Raw genomic sequence first — 16,142 nt, forward strand, 5'->3', positions numbered from 1 at the left:
CGCCACGCACCGCGCAGGGATGCTTTGATCGTCGGTGCGTCACGTCGCGATTCGCGATTCGAGTTGTCTCATCGCTGCGTCCAGGCGCCGCGCTCAACGCGGCGCCGGTTCGGACGCCTCGGCCGTTTCCCCGCAGACGCCGCGTACCGATACTTCGATCCGCCCGAGCCGAGCCCCGCATGCCACCGATCGCGTGCGATGCGAACAATCCTTTCTCCGCGAAGTTCCACATCGGGTCCGAATCAAACGCGTAGCGCGCTCGTGCCTCGCAGGGCGAGCCGCTGACATCGTCAGCCATAAGCGCGGCCACTATCGCGTAGTCGTGCCCCAACGCTCGCGCGCGAGCCATCCCCAGGCACGCCATCTGCACACAACACCGCATCCACCGTGCCCCAACACGCGTATTCACAGCACAGCATCAACTGCACCGAGCCCCAATGCCGCCCCTCACTGTCGCCGCCATTGCACTCGCCGCGCTCCTCGCGGTGTTCACCGCCGTCTGGGCCTGGCAACTCCGCTCGCGCAACGCCGGCATGATCGACCCGGTCTGGGCGTTCTCGCTCGGCGGCGTCGCTGTGCTCTACGCCACGCTGGCGAACGGCGACGCACACACACGCCTGATAGTAGGCATCGGCGGGATAGTGTGGGGCGCGCGGCTCGGCGTGCATCTCTGGCGGCGCAATTCAGGCCGCGACGAAGACCCGCGCTACCGAAAACTGCGCGACGAGTGGGCCGAAGTGGCGAACCGCAACATGCTTCTGTTTTTCCTGCTGCAAGTCGTGATTTCGATGCTGCTTTCCATCGCCTTCCTGATCCCCGCGTACCGCGCGACGCCGCCAGCCCCCGCGTGGGTCGCGCTGGCGACGCTAATCTGGGCAACATCGATCGCAGGCGAAGCGCTCGCCGACCGCCAGTTGCGCGACTTCAAAGCCGACCCGGCGAACCACGGACAGGTCTGCCGCGCGGGCCTCTGGCGCTATTCGCGGCATCCGAACTACTTCTTCGAATGCGTGCACTGGGTCGCGTACATCCCGCTCGCGGTTGGTTCAGGCCCGGGCGGCGCGGGAGCATGGTTCTGGGCGATGCTCCTGCCGCCAGTCCTGATGGCGTGGCTCCTGATGCGCGTCTCCGGCGTGCCGATGGTCGAAGCCGAATCGGCGAAAAAGCGCGCGGGCTACGCCGACTACATGCGCACGACGAGCGCGCTGATCCCGTGGCCGCCGCGCCATCGAACCTGACGAGACCATGAGCGACTTGACCTTTCCCCGACGCGCCGCGCCGGATGGCTGGCTGATCGACTGGTGCGAGCGCGGCCGCATCCCCGATGCCCTCGTGCGCTTCGCGATGCGCCAGTTGCTGAAAACACGTCTCGCCGACGAATCCGCCGGCGACGGCGAAGCGCGCTCGCTGCGCCTGAATCGCCTCGTCGACGAACTGCGCGCGAGCCCGATCGCGATCGAAACGCATGCCGCGAACGCGCAGCATTACGAGCTCCCGGCGACGTTTTTTCACGCGCATCTAGGGCCGCATCTGAAGTATTCGTGCTGTTTGTATCGAGAGGGCAGCGAGACGCTCGCCGAAGCCGAGCGCGCGATGTTCGAAGAATATGCCGCGCGCGCCGAACTCGCCGACGGCCAGCGCATCCTCGATCTCGGCTGCGGCTGGGGATCGCTCGCGCTGTGGCTGGCGGCGCGCTACCCGGGCTCGGAGATCGTAGGGTTATCGAATTCGCGCGGGCAGCGTGAGTTCATCGAGGCGCGCGCGGTCGAGCGCGAGCTGTCGAACCTCCGCGTGGTGACGGGCGATATCGTCGATTTCGAGTTCGGTGGGACGCTCGGTGTCGGCGGATTCGATCGCGTGCTGTCGATCGAGATGTTCGAGCACATGAAGAACTACCGGCTTTTGATGCGGAAAATCGCCGGCTGGATGCGCGTCGACGCCAAACTCTTCGTGCATGTGTTCGCGCATCGCACGTTGGCGTATCACTTCGAAGTGAAGGACGGCCGCGACTGGATGTCGAAGTACTTCTTCACCGGCGGGACGATGCCGTCGGAGTCGCTGCTGCTTTATTTTCAGGACGATGTGGCGATCCAGCGCCAGTGGTGGGTCAGCGGCATGCACTACGAGCGGACCGCGAACGACTGGCTGAGTAATCTCGACGCAGCACGCCCGCGCCTGATGCCTCTATTCGCCGACACCTACTGCCCCGCCGACGCCGCGCGCTGGTTCCAGCGCTGGCGCATGTTCTATATGGCGGTGGCGGAACTATTCGGCTACGCGGGCGGCACGGAGTGGGGCGTCGCGCATTACCTCTTCACGCGACGCCAGGCCGCGCTTGTTTGAGATGTTCGCCGAGGAACACGAGCGTGCGTCCGTGCGCGAGCGCCGATGCCTGCGCGTTGTACGACGCGCGATCGCCGCAATTGAAGCCGTGATCGGCATTCGGATAGACGTGGACTTCAGCATCGTTGCGGCCCGTGAAGCGCTCGCGCACTTCGCCAACCGCCGACGGCGGAATGTGCGCGTCGAGTTCGCCGTAGTGGAACTGCATTGGCACCTTGATGCTGTCGGCCTTGTCGAGCTGCGTCTGGATGCCGCCGCCGTAGTACGCCACGCCGACGTCGATCGCGCCCTGCGCCGCCGCCAGATACGCGAGGCGTCCGCCGAAGCAATAGCCGATCGCCGCAACCTTGCCGCTCACTTCAGGGAGCGCGCGTAATGCTTGCGCAGCGGCACCGACGTCGGCGACGGCCTGCTCGACGCCGGTCTTTTGCAGCAATTCCATCGCTTTCTGCCGGTCGGCGCCTTCGTAGCCGAGCTCGACACGCGGTTGCGTGCGCCAGAAAACATCAGGTGCGAGCGCGACGTAGCCATCGGCGGCGTACTGGTCGGCGACGCTGCGAATGTGCGCGTTCACGCCGAAAATCTCCTGCAGGATGATGACGGCAGGGCCTGTGCCCGTCTTCGGCAGCGCCAGATAGCCCTGAAAGCTGTCGGTGCCGGCGGGAATGTCGATCCAGCGGGAAGTCACGGTCGTCGTCACGTCGTTGCTCCTTATAGTGCGTGAAAGAGGTCAGGCGAGGGAGTGTGCCACCATTCAGCGCCCAATGCCGGCGCGGCTCCCGGGTGCTTTCGGACACCTTTCCGTCGCGCCGGAAACGCTCGGGAACCCGACCGGGCACGATGCTTGACGACACTTCTGAATTAGAGCGTCGCTTCTACAAATAAGCTTTTAAAAACAAGGTTATAAAAAACGCGTCCGGCGATTAACGGCGCGCAATCGTAAAACTTGAATCGACTCGCCGCCAAAACCATCGCCGACTCGCTCCCGATGCTCGGAAACCCGCATGTACAGGGGCTTTGCGCGGACTCCAGCACATTCCTCAGCGCTTCTCAACAAGACTTTAATCAGTAGTGTCACCACTATCTTAAAAAACTTCCCCAAATTAATTTGACAACCCTACACTTGCGCGCAGTGCGGATGGCGGCTGCCAAAAACGGCCGGCCGGAAGGACTTTGCCAAGTGCATGACGATGCATCCGGCGTGGTCGTCCACGGGACTGAGCGATCGTGATGAAAGACGGGGCACAGGGCGATTACGTTGTTTTTGGGACCGAAACTGGAGACTTACATGAACACCAAGCTTCAAAAATTGTTGCCGATCAGCGCTGCAGCAATGATGTTCGCTGCGTTGGCAACGACCGCGGCAGCCGACGAAACCGTCAAGATCGGTCACGTTGCACCGCTGACCGGCGGCATTGCTCACTTGGGCAAGGATAACGAAAACGGCGCGCGGCTCGCAGTCGAAGAAATCAACGCGAAGGGCCTGACGATCAACGGCCAGAAGGTCACGCTGGTCCTCGACCCGCAAGACGACGCAGCCGACCCGCGTACCGCCACGCAAGTCGCGCAAAAGCTCGTCGACGACAAGGTCGTCGCCGTTATCGGTCACTTGAACTCGGGCACGTCGATCCCGGCATCGAAGATCTACAGCGACGCAGGCATCGTCCAGATCTCGCCTTCGGCCACGAACCCGACCTACACGCAGCAAGGCTTCAAGACGACGTACCGCGTCGTCGCGACCGATGCGCAACAGGGTCCGGCGCTCGCCAACTACGCGGCCAAGCAGTTGAAGATCAAGAGCGTCGCGATCGTCGACGACTCGACGGCTTATGGCCAGGGTCTCGCCAACGAGTTCGAGAAGACGGCGAAGTCACTCGGCCTGAAAGTGATCTCGCATGACGCGACGAACGACAAGGCCGTCGACTTCCGCGCGATTCTGACGAAGATCAAGGGCGAAAACCCGGATGCCGTGATGTTCGGCGGCATGGACGCGACGGGCGGCCCGTTCGCCAAGCAGGCGAAGCAACTCGGCCTGCGCGCCAAGGTACTGGCCGGCGACGGCGTCTGTACCGAAAAGCTGGCCGACCTGGCCGGCGACGCGACCGACAACGTCGTGTGCTCGGAAGCCGGCATGGCGCTCGAGAAGATGGAAGGCGGCGCGGCGTTCGGCGAGAAGTACAAGAAGCGTTTCGGCCAGCCGATCCAGATCTACGCGCCGTTCACGTATGACGCGGTGTATATCGTCGCCGACGCGATGAAGCGCGCCAACTCGACCGATCCGGCGAAGATCCTGGCCGTGATGCCGAACACCGACTACAAGGGTGTGATTGGCCAGACGACCTTCGATTCGAAGGGCGACCTGAAGCACGGCGTGATCTCGCTGTACGACTACAAGAAGGGCAAGAAGACGCTGCTCGACGTGGTCAAGATGTAAATTTTCTGCTTCGGGCGGTTTCTTCGGGAATCGCCCCTTGGGATGAGAAAAGGCACGCGGATTCGCGTGCCTTTTTTTTAGCGGTGGGTTGAAATTCGCCTGGGCTGCAGGCGCGGGGCGGGGCGAACGCGAAGCCCAAAGCGTAGGCTGAGAGCCGGGAAAGCCGGGAAAGCCGGGAAAGCCGGGAAAGCCGGGAAAGCCGGGAAAGCCGGGAAAGCCGGGAACCTTGAGGAAGCCGCGCAAGCCGGGAACCTTGAGGAAGCCGCGCAAGCCGGGAACCTTGAGGAAGCCGCGCAAGCAGGGAACCTTGAGGAAGCCGCGCAAGCCGTGAGGCCGTGAGGCCGTGAGGCCGTGAAAGCCGCGAACGCCGCGAACGCCGCGAAAGCGAAGTTGAAGCCGAAGAAAGTAGCCGACGAAGAAGCCGACGCGAGAGGCCGACGCGAGAGGCCGAAGCGAGAGGCCGAAGCCGACCGCCCGCGCTACGAGCCGCGCTCCGCCGCCATCAAATCTTCAACCGTCTTAGAATCCTCGGCCCGACAAGTGCGATCAAAGCGCAGCACGCCGCGACCACCGACAGCCCGATCGGCAGCGTGCTCACCTGCGCGACTCCACCGATCAGCACCGGCCCGATCAGCAAGCCGAAATACGCGAGTCCCGCCACATGCGCGAGCCCTTCGGCCGCGCTCACGCCCTTGACACGCGTCGCCGCGGCGAACAGCACCGGCATCATGTTCGCAAGACCGAGGCCCATCAGCGTGAGGCCGATCATCGTTGCGAACGCGTAGGGCAGCACGAGCGCCATCACCATCCCGACGAACGCCAGCGCCGCGCTGCCGAACACGAGCTGCGGCGCGCCGAAGCGTGCCCGTACGATATCGCCGCCGAAGCGGCCCGCCGCCATGCCGCCGGTGAACGCCGCGTAGGCCGCGCTCGACAGCGCGGGCGTCGCGAGGACGACGTCGCGCATGTAGACGGTCGCCCAGTCGTACATGGCGCCCTCGGCGATCAGCGCGATCAGCGCCACGCCGCCGAGCGCCCACAGCGCCGACGAATGCCACCGGTTCGACGACGACGCCTTCGCGTGCGCCGCGTGATGCGGCACGTGCGGCAGCACGGCGGGCATCGAAACGAGGAGCACGGTCACGCTCACCGCCGACGCCAGCGCCAGATGCATCTCCGGCGCCATGCCACGCGCGAGCAGCGCGCCGCCGACGGCCGCGCCCGCCATCCCGCCGACGCTGAACATGCCGTGCAGCGACGACATGATCGGCCGCCCGAGCGCCTGTTCGACCGCGCTAGCCTCGGCGTTCATCGCGACGTCGAGCGTCGCCATGCCGAAACCGAATGCGGCGAGCACGCCGAGCAGCAGCCAGTACGACGGCGTGACGAGGATCAGCGCGCAACTCACGGCCATCGCGATGCCGCCCGCGAGGCTGGCGGCGCGCGTGCCGGCGCGGGCGATCCACGAGGCGGTGGTCAGCATCGCCAGGATCGAGCCGCACGCCACCGCGAGCAGCGCGAACGACAGCATGCCGGGGCTGAGCGCGAACTTGTCGCGCACGGTTGGGACGTGCACGCCCCACGACGCGTAGATCATCCCCGCGATGAAGAAGATCGCCATCGTCGCGTAGCGGGCGCGCTCGCGCTCGGCGGGCGGCAACTGGCGATGCGCGGCGAGCGCGTGGTCATGCTCGTGGTGGTCGGGAGAAGTGGCGGAAGGCGTCGATTCGGACACGAAAAAGGCTCGTTTGAAGGTGATCGCGACAGCTTAAAGCGAATGCGCGGAGCTTTCGATTCTATCGAACGGCCTAGAGACATGCTCGCGCGTGGTGCATTAAGATCGATCGATGCCTGGCGCCGAGCGCGTGACGGCACAACGCACAGGAGGACCCAAGCTGTGAACATTCCGCCGCAAGCGCCGCTCCATCTGCTGCACCGGGTGCCGGACGGCACGCTCGCCACGCATTCGCGTGAACCGCGCGGCTTCCCGTATCCGACCGCGCTGCCGTTTGCGCCGACCGCGCGCCATCTGCCGATGCTGCTGATCAGCCATCTCGCCGAGCACACGCGCAACCTGCAGGCGGACGCGCGCGCGGGCTTCCTTGTCGCACACGCCGTCGACGGCAGTGTCCTCGAAGGCCAGCGGCTCACGATGCTCGGCTCGTTCGCGCCCGTGCCGCCCGAAGACACGCCGGCTTTCGCGCGCCGCTATCTGCGCTATCACCCCGACGCCGGGCGCTATCTCGAATTAGGCGATTTCACCCTTTGGACGATGTCGCTGGAACGCATGCGGTTTATCGGCGGATTCGGGGCGATGGGCTGGCTCGATGCCGAAGCGCTCGATCCGCTCGATCCGGTATTGGCGAATGAGGAGTCGCAGCTTTGTGCCTTTTTCGATAATTTTGAACAGCGCCCGCCGACACTCGATTTATTGGGCGTCGACCGGTATGGATGCGATTTCCGGCAGAACGGACGTCGCAATCGTTTTACATTCGATAAACCTAAACTTTCCTTTACCGAACTGAAAGCGGCTTTGTTCGACTGGATAGAGCGGCATCGCTAAAAATTACCGCATATTTCATCGCGCGGCGAGAAACGATTCGACCCGATATATTTGCGGGCGTAACAATCCGTTGAACATAGGAAGGTTTAGGTGGAGCTCTCATCCTATGAAACTTTGCTCGCTTGGGTTTTGACTCAATTTCATTTGGCGGGAACTTGGAACCGTCTTGGATATCCGAATAAGCGAACGTCACACGGGAAAGGTTCACTGTGCATCAGTTGTTACGAACTAAACTAGAAAAATCGATTTTTAGTGTCCGCGCCAACATGCATATCTAATTCGATCTGTGTTAATCTGCGTTCCAATCCGAGGCCACACCAAATAATTGGAAGCGAGCATACGACTCGCCTGTTTAGCAAACCACAAGGGAAATACCATGTCTTCATACAAGGAACTCCTCGCCCAGCGCGAGAATCTGGAACGACAGATTGAAGAGGCCAAGTCGCGGGAATATGCCGAAGTACTTAATGAGATCAAGCAGAAAATGGCTGATTACGGCATCACTCTCCAGGAACTGGCTGGCGGTCGAAGCGGCAAGAGTGCCAAAACCACGCGCGCACGCGCGGGCGTCGCCCCGAAGTACCGCGACCCGGAAAGCGGCAGCACGTGGTCTGGGCGGGGCAAGCCGCCGAAGTGGATCGCAGGCCAGGAACGCGACAACTTCCTGATCCAGAAGTAATCGAGCCAGTGCCCAAAGAGCCGCGCCATGTAGCGCGGCTTTTTTGTTTTGGCGCGCCCGTTTTAGCGAGCGTACAGGCGCGCACGGTTCGAAAAAATGAGAACGCGTCCCGTTCCAATAACTCGATGATTTTCAAGGGAAATTTGTTGACCCAGGCAGCGATTCGGTCGTGCGCTTGGTAATATGAAGCATTGGATTTAGTAAGAGCTATCTCATGTCGCTTTCTGTTCCGCGGCCGGCGGAGAAGCAGGAAATCGCGCGCAAGACAACGTATGCGAGTATCGCGCTGAACGCGGTTTTGATGACGGCGCAGGTTCTTGTCGGAATATTCGCGCACTCTCAAGCGTTGATCGCCGACGGTATTCACTCGCTCGCTGATTTAGTCTCCGATTTTGTCGTCCTGATCGCGAACCGGCGCGGTGCCGCCGCGCCCGACGTCGACCATAACTACGGTCACAACCGATATGAAACCGTCGCTTCATTATTTCTCGGCGGATTGTTGATCGCGGTGGGCGTCGGAATGTTATGGCGAGCCGGCGAACGCATTGCGAATCTTCAGGATATTCCGCCTGTCCATTCGAGCGCGCTTATTGTGGCGCTCGTCGTACTTGTTTCGAAGGAAGCGCTATTCCGCTACATGTTGCGCGCCGCCCAGCGCGTTCGATCCGCGATGCTGATCGCCAACGCGTGGCACGCGCGATCCGATGCCGCGTCTTCACTCGTCGTCGCGCTGGGGATTATCGGGAATATGGCAGGGTTTCAGGTGCTCGATCCGATCGCGGCCGCGATCGTCGGTTTCATGGTCGGGAAAATGGGCTGGAGTTTCGGCTGGGATGCGCTGCAGGATTTGTCGGACCGCGCACTCGACCAGGCTACCGCCGACGATTTACGCGCGGCCGTATTGAGCACGCCCGGCGTGCGCGAAGTGCATGAATTGCGCACGCGCAAAATGGGCGATCTCGCCATTGTCGACGCGCATATTCTCGTCGATCCGCTGATTTCGGTTTCGGAGGGGCATTACATCGCGGAATCTGCGCGGGCGGCATTGCTAAAGGATGCGCGTGTCGTCGATGCGCTGATCCACGTCGATCCCGAAAACGACGCCGATCATCCGCCGCCACGCCATCTGCCGGCGCGGACAACAGTACAAGACGCCGTGCGCACCGCGTTGAGCGCGCAGAACCTCGCCTGCGACACGTTGAACCTGCATTACCTGAGCCGCGGCTTCGACGTCGACGTGCTTCTGCCGGCGGCATCGAGCGCGGAGGAACTGGCGCAGTCGCAGGAGCGCCTCGCAAACGTCGATTTCGACGCTTTACAGCGTCGCCTCGGCGCGCGGGAGATCCGCATCGCACGCGCGATCAAAACGCCTTCGACGCAGCCCGCAGCCACGCCGCGCTAAAAAATCACAACGGCAATTGCGTATCGAATTTGATTTCGCGCAGCACGACGCTCGTGCGCACTTGCGCGACAGCCGGAATCTTGAAGATGCGATCGTGAAGAAAGGCGTCGTAAGCCTTGATATCAGGCGCGACGATTTTCAGGATGTAGTCGGATTCGCCGGTCGTGCTGTAGCACTCGGTGACTTCCGGGCAGGTCGCGATTTCGCGTTCGAATTGCTCGACGCCGCCTTCGGTGTGCCGCGTGAGGTGAATATGCGCGAGTGCGCAGACATGCAGGCCGAGCTTTTCGCGATCGAGCAGCGCCGTATAGCGCTGGATCACGCCAGACTGCTCCATGTCCTTGATGCGCCGCCAGCACGGCGTGCTCGACAGCCCGACCTGATCTGAGATTTCCTGAACGGAACGGCGCGCGTCCAGTTGCAGGAGACGCAGGATTTTTTGTGAGAACGTATCGAGAGTCAACTGCGCCTCCGTGTGGTCGCGACCTGACTCTCATGGTAGAGGCGCCGGAAAATAAAGGCAATGCGAAGCGCCCGAACTGAGGGAGATTCCCTAACGCACCGTCAAGACTGCGCGGTTTTACCTTCCGGATTTGTCTGACTTGCGGGTTCGGCGGAAGTGTCGGTTTTACCGGCGATCGGTCCCGACGCGCGCAGTTCCGCGAGCATGTTGCAAAAAAGCGCGCCTTGCTCGATGGCGTCATCCAGCGCAACGTGCGTGTGCGGCAACTCGTCGAACCAGTGCTTGGGCAGACGCGGCTTGATCGCCTTGCGATACGGCAGGCCGGTCATCGCGAAGGCGAGCGTCTTGATGTCGAGCGCCGACCACGAAAACGGGCAGCGCTCGGCGAACTTCATCATGTACCAGAACATGTAGGTGAAGTCGAAACCCGCCGGATACGCGACGAACACGGGCTTGCCCGGCAGCGCCTCCACCCACTCGACATAGGCGCGCAACGCCGTTTCGGGCTTTTGCAGGTCGGTGCGGCAGGCGGCCCAGGCTTCGGGCTGCGTCTTCCACCACGCCGCCTGCACCGGATGGGGCGTGGCGCCCACGAGCGTCTCCAGATTCGCCGAGAACGTGCCGATCAGCTCCTTCTCCGCCGTGTAGGCAGCCGACGCGAAGCTCAGCATCGAATGCGGGCCGGGGATGGGGCCGTCCGCCTCGATATCGGTGCTCACATAGATTTCGGGAATTGCGTTGATGGTCATGCGGGGACTCCGTCGCCGACGTAGGGATTGGTGCGGCGCTCGTCTCCGAACGTCGATGCGGGGCCGTGGCCGGGCACGAACGTGACGTCGTCGCCGAGCGGCCACAGTTTTTCGCGGATCGCGCGGATCAGATCGGCGTGATTGCCGCGCGGAAAATCGGTGCGTCCGATCGACCCGGCGAACAGCACGTCGCCGACGAACGCCACCCGATGCGCGCGGCTGAAAAAGATCACGTGGCCGGGCGTGTGGCCGGGGCAGTGGTAGACCTCGAACGTTTCGTCGCCGAATTCGACGGATTCACCGTCTTCGAGCCAGCGCTCCGGCGTGAACGCCTGCGCACCGGAAAAGCCGAAGCGCTGCATCTGTTCGGGCAACTGGTCGATCCAGAACGCGTCATCGCGATGCGGGCCTTCGATCTTCACACCGTAGTGGTCGGCAAGCGCCTTCGCGCCGCCGCAGTGATCGAGATGCCCGTGCGTCAGCAGGATTTTTTCGACGCTCACGCCTTGCCGCTCGACCTCGCCGATGATCCTCTCGATATCGCCGCCCGGATCGACGACGACGGCCCGCCGCGTCGATTCGCACACGACGATAGAACAATTCTGCTGAAACGGCGTCACGGGGATCAGGGTCACTTTCATGGCTACAAGGACGCGTAAAAATGTCCATTGTACCGGGGCCGGATTGGCCTCGTTGCAGCGCCGCAATCGAGCCAAAAACATCTCAAAAACGGCAATCTTTACGCTCATAGCGAAAATCAATGACAAAAATCATAGTTCGCCCGGTCGAACTAATGTTTTTGGCTATAATGGCATCACTTGTGCATGTGTACTTCCATGCCATCAACAGGTGAATTGTCGGACGCCAGCGCGTTTTTACAATCACCGTCAGTAAGCTGTTGGGGGCCAAAAGCCTCGTAACTGCAACTCAAGCATCGTTTCATTCGATGCACACGTCTTGTCCAGCCAGGTGCGATGCGCCTGCTGCGGCCGAAGCTGCCGCGATGTTGGATGGGGCCTACGCCGCCGTTCCTGCGCTGTTCATCGCGCAAGAACGTGATTGCCACGTTCGATGGCGGCATGTGGGGTCTGGTCAGGCTGCCGGGGACAGGTTGCGCCAGACGTGAAAATTAACCGGGCGTTTGCGGCGAGGTACGTCGCAGCCGTGCATTGATTCGCCGTTCGCGAAGATCGAACGGCGTGTCGCGTTGCGCGGAAAAAGCCTTGAGTCGCCAGCATGCGCGCGGTTTTTCGCGGCGCAGAGGCGGCTCGACAACCGTTGATACACGTCTATGAATGCTCGACTTACTCGACATATTGGGAGTCTCTTTGCCGTTGCGATCCTGGCTGGCTGCGCCGCGCCGGGTTCCAGCGACTTGAGCGCTGCCAATCAGCAGCCGGGGAACAATTTCCTCAGCACAAACGATGCCCGTGCGGTTGCACCGCTCGCGTACGCGTCGAAGCTCCAAAACGTCCCGGCCGTCGCCGATGCTAAGCCGGCGGAAGCGCCGTCGCTCGCGAATGCGGAGCCGATTACGAGCGGCCCCGACGTCAGCGACTTCGAACAAAACGGCCGCGCGTCGTGGTACGGCCCGCGTTTCCACGGTCGCAAGACCGCGAGCGGCGAACGCTTCGACATGCACGCGCTGACGGCGGCTCACCGCTCGTTGCCGCTGGCATCGTGGATTCGCGTGACGAACACGGCGAACCACAAGACGGTCGTCGTGAAGGTCAACGACCGTGGTCCGTACGCAAAGGGTCGTATCCTCGATTTGTCCTATGCCGCGGCTGCAGCGCTGGGCATGCGCGGATCCGGCACGGGTAACGTGAAGATCGAAGGCCTCACGCAGCAGGAAGCGCGCGAAGCACGCGCCGAGTACGCTTCCACCCAAGCGATGAACTGATCTGCCCCTTTCAGGCGCATCACAAAGAACGGGCCGTTTTTTAACGGCCCGTTTTCTATTCCTCTTCAGATTTGTTGAGCAGCAACGCCCTCGCATAGAGCGCATTGCGCGACGCTCCCGTCAGCGTCGCCGCGAGCCGCGCCGCACTGCTCACCGACAACTCCTCCAGCAGCATCGCCAGCAGCGCGTCGTGGGCGTCGTCGGCGTCTTGCTGCTGCGGCGCGCCTTCCACCACCAGCACGAACTCGCCGCGCTGACGATTCGCATCGCCCGCAAGCCACGTTGGCCCTTCGGCCAGGGTGCATCGATGCAGGCTCTCGTGTAACTTCGTCAGTTCCCGGGCGATCAACAATTGCCGTTCCCCGCCGAGCGTGTCGGCGAGTGCCTGCACCGTTTCGACGATCCGATGCGGCGCCTCGTAGAACACCAGCGCCGCAGGCTGCTCCGCGTACGCCTGAAGTTGCGCCGCGCGCTGCTTCGATTTCGTCGCAAGGAAACCGACGAACGTGAACGCTTGCACCCACGCGCCGGCCGCGCTCAGCGCGGTCGTGAGCGCGCTCGCGCCCGGCAGCGGGACCACGGGAAAGCCGGCGTCGCGCACGGCATCGACGAGTTTCGCGCCCGGGTCCGAGATGCCCGGCGTGCCCGCATCCGACACGCACGCGATCCGCTCGCCGTTGCGCAGGTGCTCGATCACGCGCTCGGCGGCGCTGCGCTCGTTGTGCTCGTGCACGGCGATAGACGGCTTCGAGATGCCGTAGCGGGCGAGCAGTTGCGCCGTGTTGCGTGTGTCCTCGGCCGCGATGCGGTCGGCGAGGCCGAGCACGTGCAGCGCGCGCAATGTGATGTCGGCGACGTTGCCTATCGGCGTCGCGACGATGTAGAGCGCGCCCGCTGGATAGTGCTGGCCTTGTGCGAGGTCCGTGAGTTGAGTCATGAGGGCGCCCGTTTGAAGGACGACATTGTGCCACGCGAGCGCGCGACAACTTTTAGGGAGGAGCGGTGTCCAAGACGGTCGGCGATGCCTTTGAGACGCGCGAGCTCGAGTATTTGCAGCGCCGGCGGCTGCGGCTCGTCGCGCGTAACGTGAGGTGCCGCGGCGGCGAGATCGATCTCGTGATGCGCGATCGCGATGGCGCGCTTGTGTTCGTCGAAGTGCGTGCGCGTGCAAGCGGCCAGTTCGCCGATGCCGCCGCGAGCATCGGCGTGCGCAAGCGGCAACGGCTCGTACGCGCCGCACAACATTATCTGAGCGCGTGGCGCGGTGCGTGGCCGGCATGCAGATTCGACGTCGTCGCGTTCGATGCGGGGAGCATCGTGTGGCTCGCCGATGCCTTTCGCGCCGACGACGCTTGAACTCGCCGCGCCTGATGCATGCGGTAAACTGCGCGGAGCCCGAATCCTTCGCCGACCTCGAGCGCGCTTGCTGCGAGCTCAAACGTCACACGCAACGAACCGCCGCGCACGACGCGGCCAAACACAAGACTCGATGTCCGTCGAACGCATTCAACAGCATTTCCGCGACAGCGCGGCAGTCACACTCGAAGCACTCGAAACGCTGGCGGTCCCGATCGCGGCCGCCGTCGATGCGCTCTTCGGCGCGCTTGCCAACGGCAGCAAAATTCTTGCGTGCGGCAACGGCGGCTCGGCGGCCGGCGCGCAGCATTTCGCCGCCGACCTGATCGGCCGCTTCGAGCGTGAGCGCCCGGGCCTGCCCGCGATCGCGCTCACGACCGATTCGTCGATTCTCACCGCTATCGGCAACGACTACGCGTTCGAGCAGATTTTTTCGAAGCAGGTCCGCGCGCTCGGCCAGGCGGGCGACGTGTTGCTCGCGATCAGCACGTCGGGCAATTCGGTCAACGTGCTGGCCGCGATCCAGGAAGCGCACGAACGCGAGATGATCGTGATCGCGCTGACGGGCAAGGGCGGAGGCGTGATCGCCGAAGTGCTCGCCGACACCGACATCCACCTTTGCGTGCCGGCGGAGCGCACGGCGCGCGTGCAGGAAGTGCATCTGCTGACGCTTCATTGTCTGTGCGACGGCATCGACGCGATGCTGCTGGGCGAAGACTGACGAACTGACTAACGATTCACCAAGACTGATTAACCAAGGGGAACCGAGTTGATGAACAAGACACGCGTCAAGGCGACGCTGGCGCGAGCCACGCTGATAGCGAGCCTGTTGTCGGGCGTCGCGCTGCTGCAGGGATGTCCGCTGCTGGTCGTGGGCGGCGTGGCGGGCGGCGCGCTGGTCGCAACCGACCGGCGTACGCTCGGCGCGCAGACCGAGGATCGCGAGATCCAGGTCAAGGCCGCCACGCAGATCAACCAGAATCTGCCCGACCAGGCGCACGTCAACGTGACCGTGTTCAACCGGCGCGTGCTGCTGACCGGCGAAGTGCCGAACGATGCCGCCAAGCAGAAGGCCGAGGAGGTCGCGCGCGGCATCAATAACGTCGGCGCGATCGTCAACGAACTGGCTGTGCAGGGCGCGAGTTCGATTTCGTCGCGTGCCAACGATTCGTATCTCGAAGGCCGCGTGAAGTCCGCGATGGTCGGCGAGAAGGATCTGTCGGCGAATTTCTACAAGGTTGTGTGTGAGCGCAGCACGATTTATCTGATGGGCCTCGTCACGCCCGACGAAGGCGCGCATGGCGCCGATGTCGCCGCGCGCGTGCCGGGCGTCGAGCAGGTCGTAAAGGTGTTCCAGTACATCAAGCCGGAAGAGGCGACCGCGCTCAACGCGGCTGCTGCGTCGGGCGCGAGCGCGACCACGACGGCGGCGCCGGCATCGACGGAAGCGACGGTCGGTGCTGTGCCGGATTCGTCGGTGAGTTCGAAGCCGCTGGATCAGCAGGCGCCCGCGCCAGTGAAGAACTCGGATGTGCATCCGGGGAATCCTTCGAAGCCGGTTACTAAATGATGCGGTTGGTTTTTTTGTTGTTCGCTGTGATGTTGATGGGGGCGTCGGCTTGGGCTGCGGATCAGCCTGTTTCTGCGGCCGATGGGATGGCGGTCGCCCGCAGGAACGCATGCATGGGCTGTCACGCGGTGGATCGGAAGCTCGTGGGGCCGTCGTTTCAGCAGGTCGCCGAGAAGTACAAGGGTGACCCGAAGGCGTCCGAGAGGCTCGCGCTGAAGGTGAGGAACGGCGGCTCGGGCGTGTGGGGCATGATCCCGATGCCCTCCCATCCGGCGATGAACAACGGGGATATTCAGGCTGTGGTGAACTGGGTTCTGGCAGGGGCGCCGTCGAAGTAGGGCGGCATGTATTCGGGTCCGGACCACTTGTCAGACGGTCTGGACCCTGTGCTAGAATCAAAATTCGTTGGGGGGGTAGCTCAGCTGGGAGAGCGTCGCGTTCGCAATGCGAAGGTCGGGAGTTCGATCCTCCTCCTCTCCACCAAGGGTTCACGCGGAAGCGCATTACATCGGAAGGTGTAGTGCGTTTTTGCTTTTGGAGGCCCTAACTCTGCGCTTTGGGTTTCAAGGTTTTTTGTCTTTCGGCGGACGCGGATCATTGCTGTCGCTGTTCGCTGTTCGCTGTTCGCTGTTCGCTGTTCGCTGTTCGCTGTTCGCTGTTCGCTGTTCGCTGTTCGCTGT

Annotated in this window: 17 protein-coding genes and 1 tRNA gene; 12 read left to right on the plus strand and 6 right to left on the minus strand. The window is 62.9% G+C overall.

The annotated features are described in order from the left end of the window. Positions 1-437 precede the first annotated feature (437 nt). Positions 438-1,238: a DUF1295 domain-containing protein gene (locus AWB67_RS30755; protein WP_087659901.1), complete on the plus strand. Its 801-nt coding sequence runs from the start codon at positions 438-440 to the stop codon at positions 1,236-1,238. A gap of 7 nt (positions 1,239-1,245) precedes the next feature. Then, positions 1,246-2,343, plus strand: coding sequence for an SAM-dependent methyltransferase (locus AWB67_RS30760; RefSeq protein ID WP_087659902.1), 1,098 nt, complete (start codon positions 1,246-1,248; stop codon positions 2,341-2,343). Here the strand turns inward: AWB67_RS30760 and AWB67_RS30765 are convergent. Further along, positions 2,315-3,043 (minus strand): dienelactone hydrolase family protein, encoded by a 729-nt coding sequence (locus AWB67_RS30765; RefSeq protein ID WP_087659903.1) that lies wholly within the window; start codon positions 3,041-3,043, stop codon positions 2,315-2,317. The two genes, AWB67_RS30760 and AWB67_RS30765, sit on opposite strands and share 29 nt — an antisense overlap. Before the next feature lie 588 nt (positions 3,044-3,631). Here AWB67_RS30765 and AWB67_RS30770 point away from each other — a divergent pair. Further along, positions 3,632-4,777 (plus strand): branched-chain amino acid ABC transporter substrate-binding protein, encoded by a 1,146-nt coding sequence (locus tag AWB67_RS30770; protein WP_087659904.1) that lies wholly within the window; start codon positions 3,632-3,634, stop codon positions 4,775-4,777. A 502-nt stretch (positions 4,778-5,279) separates the two neighbouring features. Here AWB67_RS30770 and AWB67_RS30775 read toward each other — a convergent pair. Beyond that, positions 5,280-6,512, minus strand: a complete 1,233-nt coding sequence (locus tag AWB67_RS30775) for an MFS transporter (protein ID WP_374729862.1) — start codon at positions 6,510-6,512, stop codon at positions 5,280-5,282. A gap of 162 nt (positions 6,513-6,674) precedes the next feature. On the opposite strand from AWB67_RS30775, the gene AWB67_RS30780 reads away from it, so the two are divergent. From AWB67_RS30780 to AWB67_RS30790, 3 genes are all read left to right on the plus strand, one after another. Further along, complete coding sequence (locus tag AWB67_RS30780; protein ID WP_087659905.1) at positions 6,675-7,340, plus strand: HugZ family pyridoxamine 5'-phosphate oxidase; 666 nt, start codon at positions 6,675-6,677, stop codon at positions 7,338-7,340. Between the two features lie 376 nt (positions 7,341-7,716). Further along, positions 7,717-8,019 carry an H-NS histone family protein gene (locus AWB67_RS30785; RefSeq protein ID WP_087659906.1) on the plus strand — a complete coding sequence of 101 codons (303 nt, stop codon included), beginning with the start codon at positions 7,717-7,719 and terminating at the stop codon, positions 8,017-8,019. Between the two features lie 214 nt (positions 8,020-8,233). Further along, positions 8,234-9,421: a cation diffusion facilitator family transporter gene (locus AWB67_RS30790; protein WP_087659907.1), complete on the plus strand. Its 1,188-nt coding sequence runs from the start codon at positions 8,234-8,236 to the stop codon at positions 9,419-9,421. A gap of 4 nt (positions 9,422-9,425) precedes the next feature. On the opposite strand, the gene AWB67_RS30795 is transcribed toward AWB67_RS30790, so the two are convergent. The 3 genes from AWB67_RS30795 to AWB67_RS30805 all read right to left on the minus strand — a co-directional run bounded on the left by AWB67_RS30795 (position 9,426) and on the right by AWB67_RS30805 (position 11,274). After that, positions 9,426-9,884: an Lrp/AsnC family transcriptional regulator gene (locus AWB67_RS30795; protein ID WP_008352298.1), complete on the minus strand. Its 459-nt coding sequence runs from the start codon at positions 9,882-9,884 to the stop codon at positions 9,426-9,428. Between the two features lie 101 nt (positions 9,885-9,985). After that, positions 9,986-10,633, minus strand: coding sequence for a 3'-5' exonuclease family protein (locus tag AWB67_RS30800; RefSeq protein ID WP_235025424.1), 648 nt, complete (start codon positions 10,631-10,633; stop codon positions 9,986-9,988). Next, complete coding sequence (locus tag AWB67_RS30805) at positions 10,630-11,274, minus strand: MBL fold metallo-hydrolase (protein ID WP_087659908.1); 645 nt, start codon at positions 11,272-11,274, stop codon at positions 10,630-10,632. Before AWB67_RS30805 ends, AWB67_RS30800 begins: the two co-directional genes overlap by 4 nt. A gap of 650 nt (positions 11,275-11,924) precedes the next feature. Here AWB67_RS30805 and AWB67_RS30810 point away from each other — a divergent pair. Next, positions 11,925-12,536, plus strand: coding sequence for a septal ring lytic transglycosylase RlpA family protein (locus AWB67_RS30810; protein ID WP_087659909.1), 612 nt, complete (start codon positions 11,925-11,927; stop codon positions 12,534-12,536). A 55-nt stretch (positions 12,537-12,591) separates the two neighbouring features. Here AWB67_RS30810 and rsmI read toward each other — a convergent pair whose 3' ends face one another. Next, positions 12,592-13,473: a 16S rRNA (cytidine(1402)-2'-O)-methyltransferase gene (gene rsmI, locus AWB67_RS30815; protein ID WP_087659910.1), complete on the minus strand. Its 882-nt coding sequence runs from the start codon at positions 13,471-13,473 to the stop codon at positions 12,592-12,594. 65 nt (positions 13,474-13,538) lie between these two features. Here rsmI and AWB67_RS30820 point away from each other — a divergent pair, with 65 nt between their 5' ends. The 5 genes from AWB67_RS30820 (at position 13,539) to AWB67_RS30840 (ending at position 15,945) form a co-directional block, all read left to right on the plus strand. Further along, the gene (locus AWB67_RS30820; protein WP_087659911.1) at positions 13,539-13,892 is read left to right on the plus strand and encodes a YraN family protein; all 354 of its coding nucleotides are present in this window, start codon (positions 13,539-13,541) and stop codon (positions 13,890-13,892) included. 133 nt (positions 13,893-14,025) lie between these two features. Continuing rightward, the gene (locus AWB67_RS30825) at positions 14,026-14,613 is read left to right on the plus strand and encodes a phosphoheptose isomerase (protein WP_087659912.1); all 588 of its coding nucleotides are present in this window, start codon (positions 14,026-14,028) and stop codon (positions 14,611-14,613) included. A gap of 51 nt (positions 14,614-14,664) precedes the next feature. Further along, the gene (locus AWB67_RS30830; RefSeq protein ID WP_087659913.1) at positions 14,665-15,462 is read left to right on the plus strand and encodes a BON domain-containing protein; all 798 of its coding nucleotides are present in this window, start codon (positions 14,665-14,667) and stop codon (positions 15,460-15,462) included. 29 nt (positions 15,463-15,491) lie between these two features. Continuing rightward, a complete protein-coding gene (locus AWB67_RS30835) occupies positions 15,492-15,800 on the plus strand; it encodes a c-type cytochrome (RefSeq protein WP_235025426.1) in 309 nt (102 codons plus the stop codon). Between the two features lie 69 nt (positions 15,801-15,869). Further along, positions 15,870-15,945, plus strand: a tRNA-Ala gene (locus tag AWB67_RS30840). Positions 15,946-16,142: the final 197 nt, after the last annotated feature.

The organism is Caballeronia terrestris, from assembly GCF_001544515.1.
Taxonomy (GTDB): domain Bacteria; phylum Pseudomonadota; class Gammaproteobacteria; order Burkholderiales; family Burkholderiaceae; genus Caballeronia; species Caballeronia terrestris.

What these genes read in the sequence shown, in the direction of transcription:
- AWB67_RS30785 (WP_087659906.1), top strand. Translation starts at nt 7,717, where the DNA reads ATGTCTTCATACAAGGAACTCCTCGCCCAGCGCGAGAATCTGGAACGA.
- AWB67_RS30835 (WP_235025426.1), top strand. Translation starts at nt 15,492, where the DNA reads ATGTTGATGGGGGCGTCGGCTTGGGCTGCGGATCAGCCTGTTTCTGCG.
- AWB67_RS30830 (WP_087659913.1), top strand. Translation starts at nt 14,665, where the DNA reads ATGAACAAGACACGCGTCAAGGCGACGCTGGCGCGAGCCACGCTGATA.
- rsmI (WP_087659910.1), bottom strand. Translation starts at nt 13,473, where the DNA reads ATGACTCAACTCACGGACCTCGCACAAGGCCAGCACTATCCAGCGGGC.
- AWB67_RS30755 (WP_087659901.1), top strand. Translation starts at nt 438, where the DNA reads ATGCCGCCCCTCACTGTCGCCGCCATTGCACTCGCCGCGCTCCTCGCG.
- AWB67_RS30810 (WP_087659909.1), top strand. Translation starts at nt 11,925, where the DNA reads ATGAATGCTCGACTTACTCGACATATTGGGAGTCTCTTTGCCGTTGCG.
- AWB67_RS30760 (WP_087659902.1), top strand. Translation starts at nt 1,246, where the DNA reads ATGAGCGACTTGACCTTTCCCCGACGCGCCGCGCCGGATGGCTGGCTG.
- AWB67_RS30825 (WP_087659912.1), top strand. Translation starts at nt 14,026, where the DNA reads ATGTCCGTCGAACGCATTCAACAGCATTTCCGCGACAGCGCGGCAGTC.
- AWB67_RS30770 (WP_087659904.1), top strand. Translation starts at nt 3,632, where the DNA reads ATGAACACCAAGCTTCAAAAATTGTTGCCGATCAGCGCTGCAGCAATG.
- AWB67_RS30805 (WP_087659908.1), bottom strand. Translation starts at nt 11,274, where the DNA reads ATGAAAGTGACCCTGATCCCCGTGACGCCGTTTCAGCAGAATTGTTCT.
- AWB67_RS30800 (WP_235025424.1), bottom strand. Translation starts at nt 10,633, where the DNA reads ATGACCATCAACGCAATTCCCGAAATCTATGTGAGCACCGATATCGAG.
- AWB67_RS30790 (WP_087659907.1), top strand. Translation starts at nt 8,234, where the DNA reads ATGTCGCTTTCTGTTCCGCGGCCGGCGGAGAAGCAGGAAATCGCGCGC.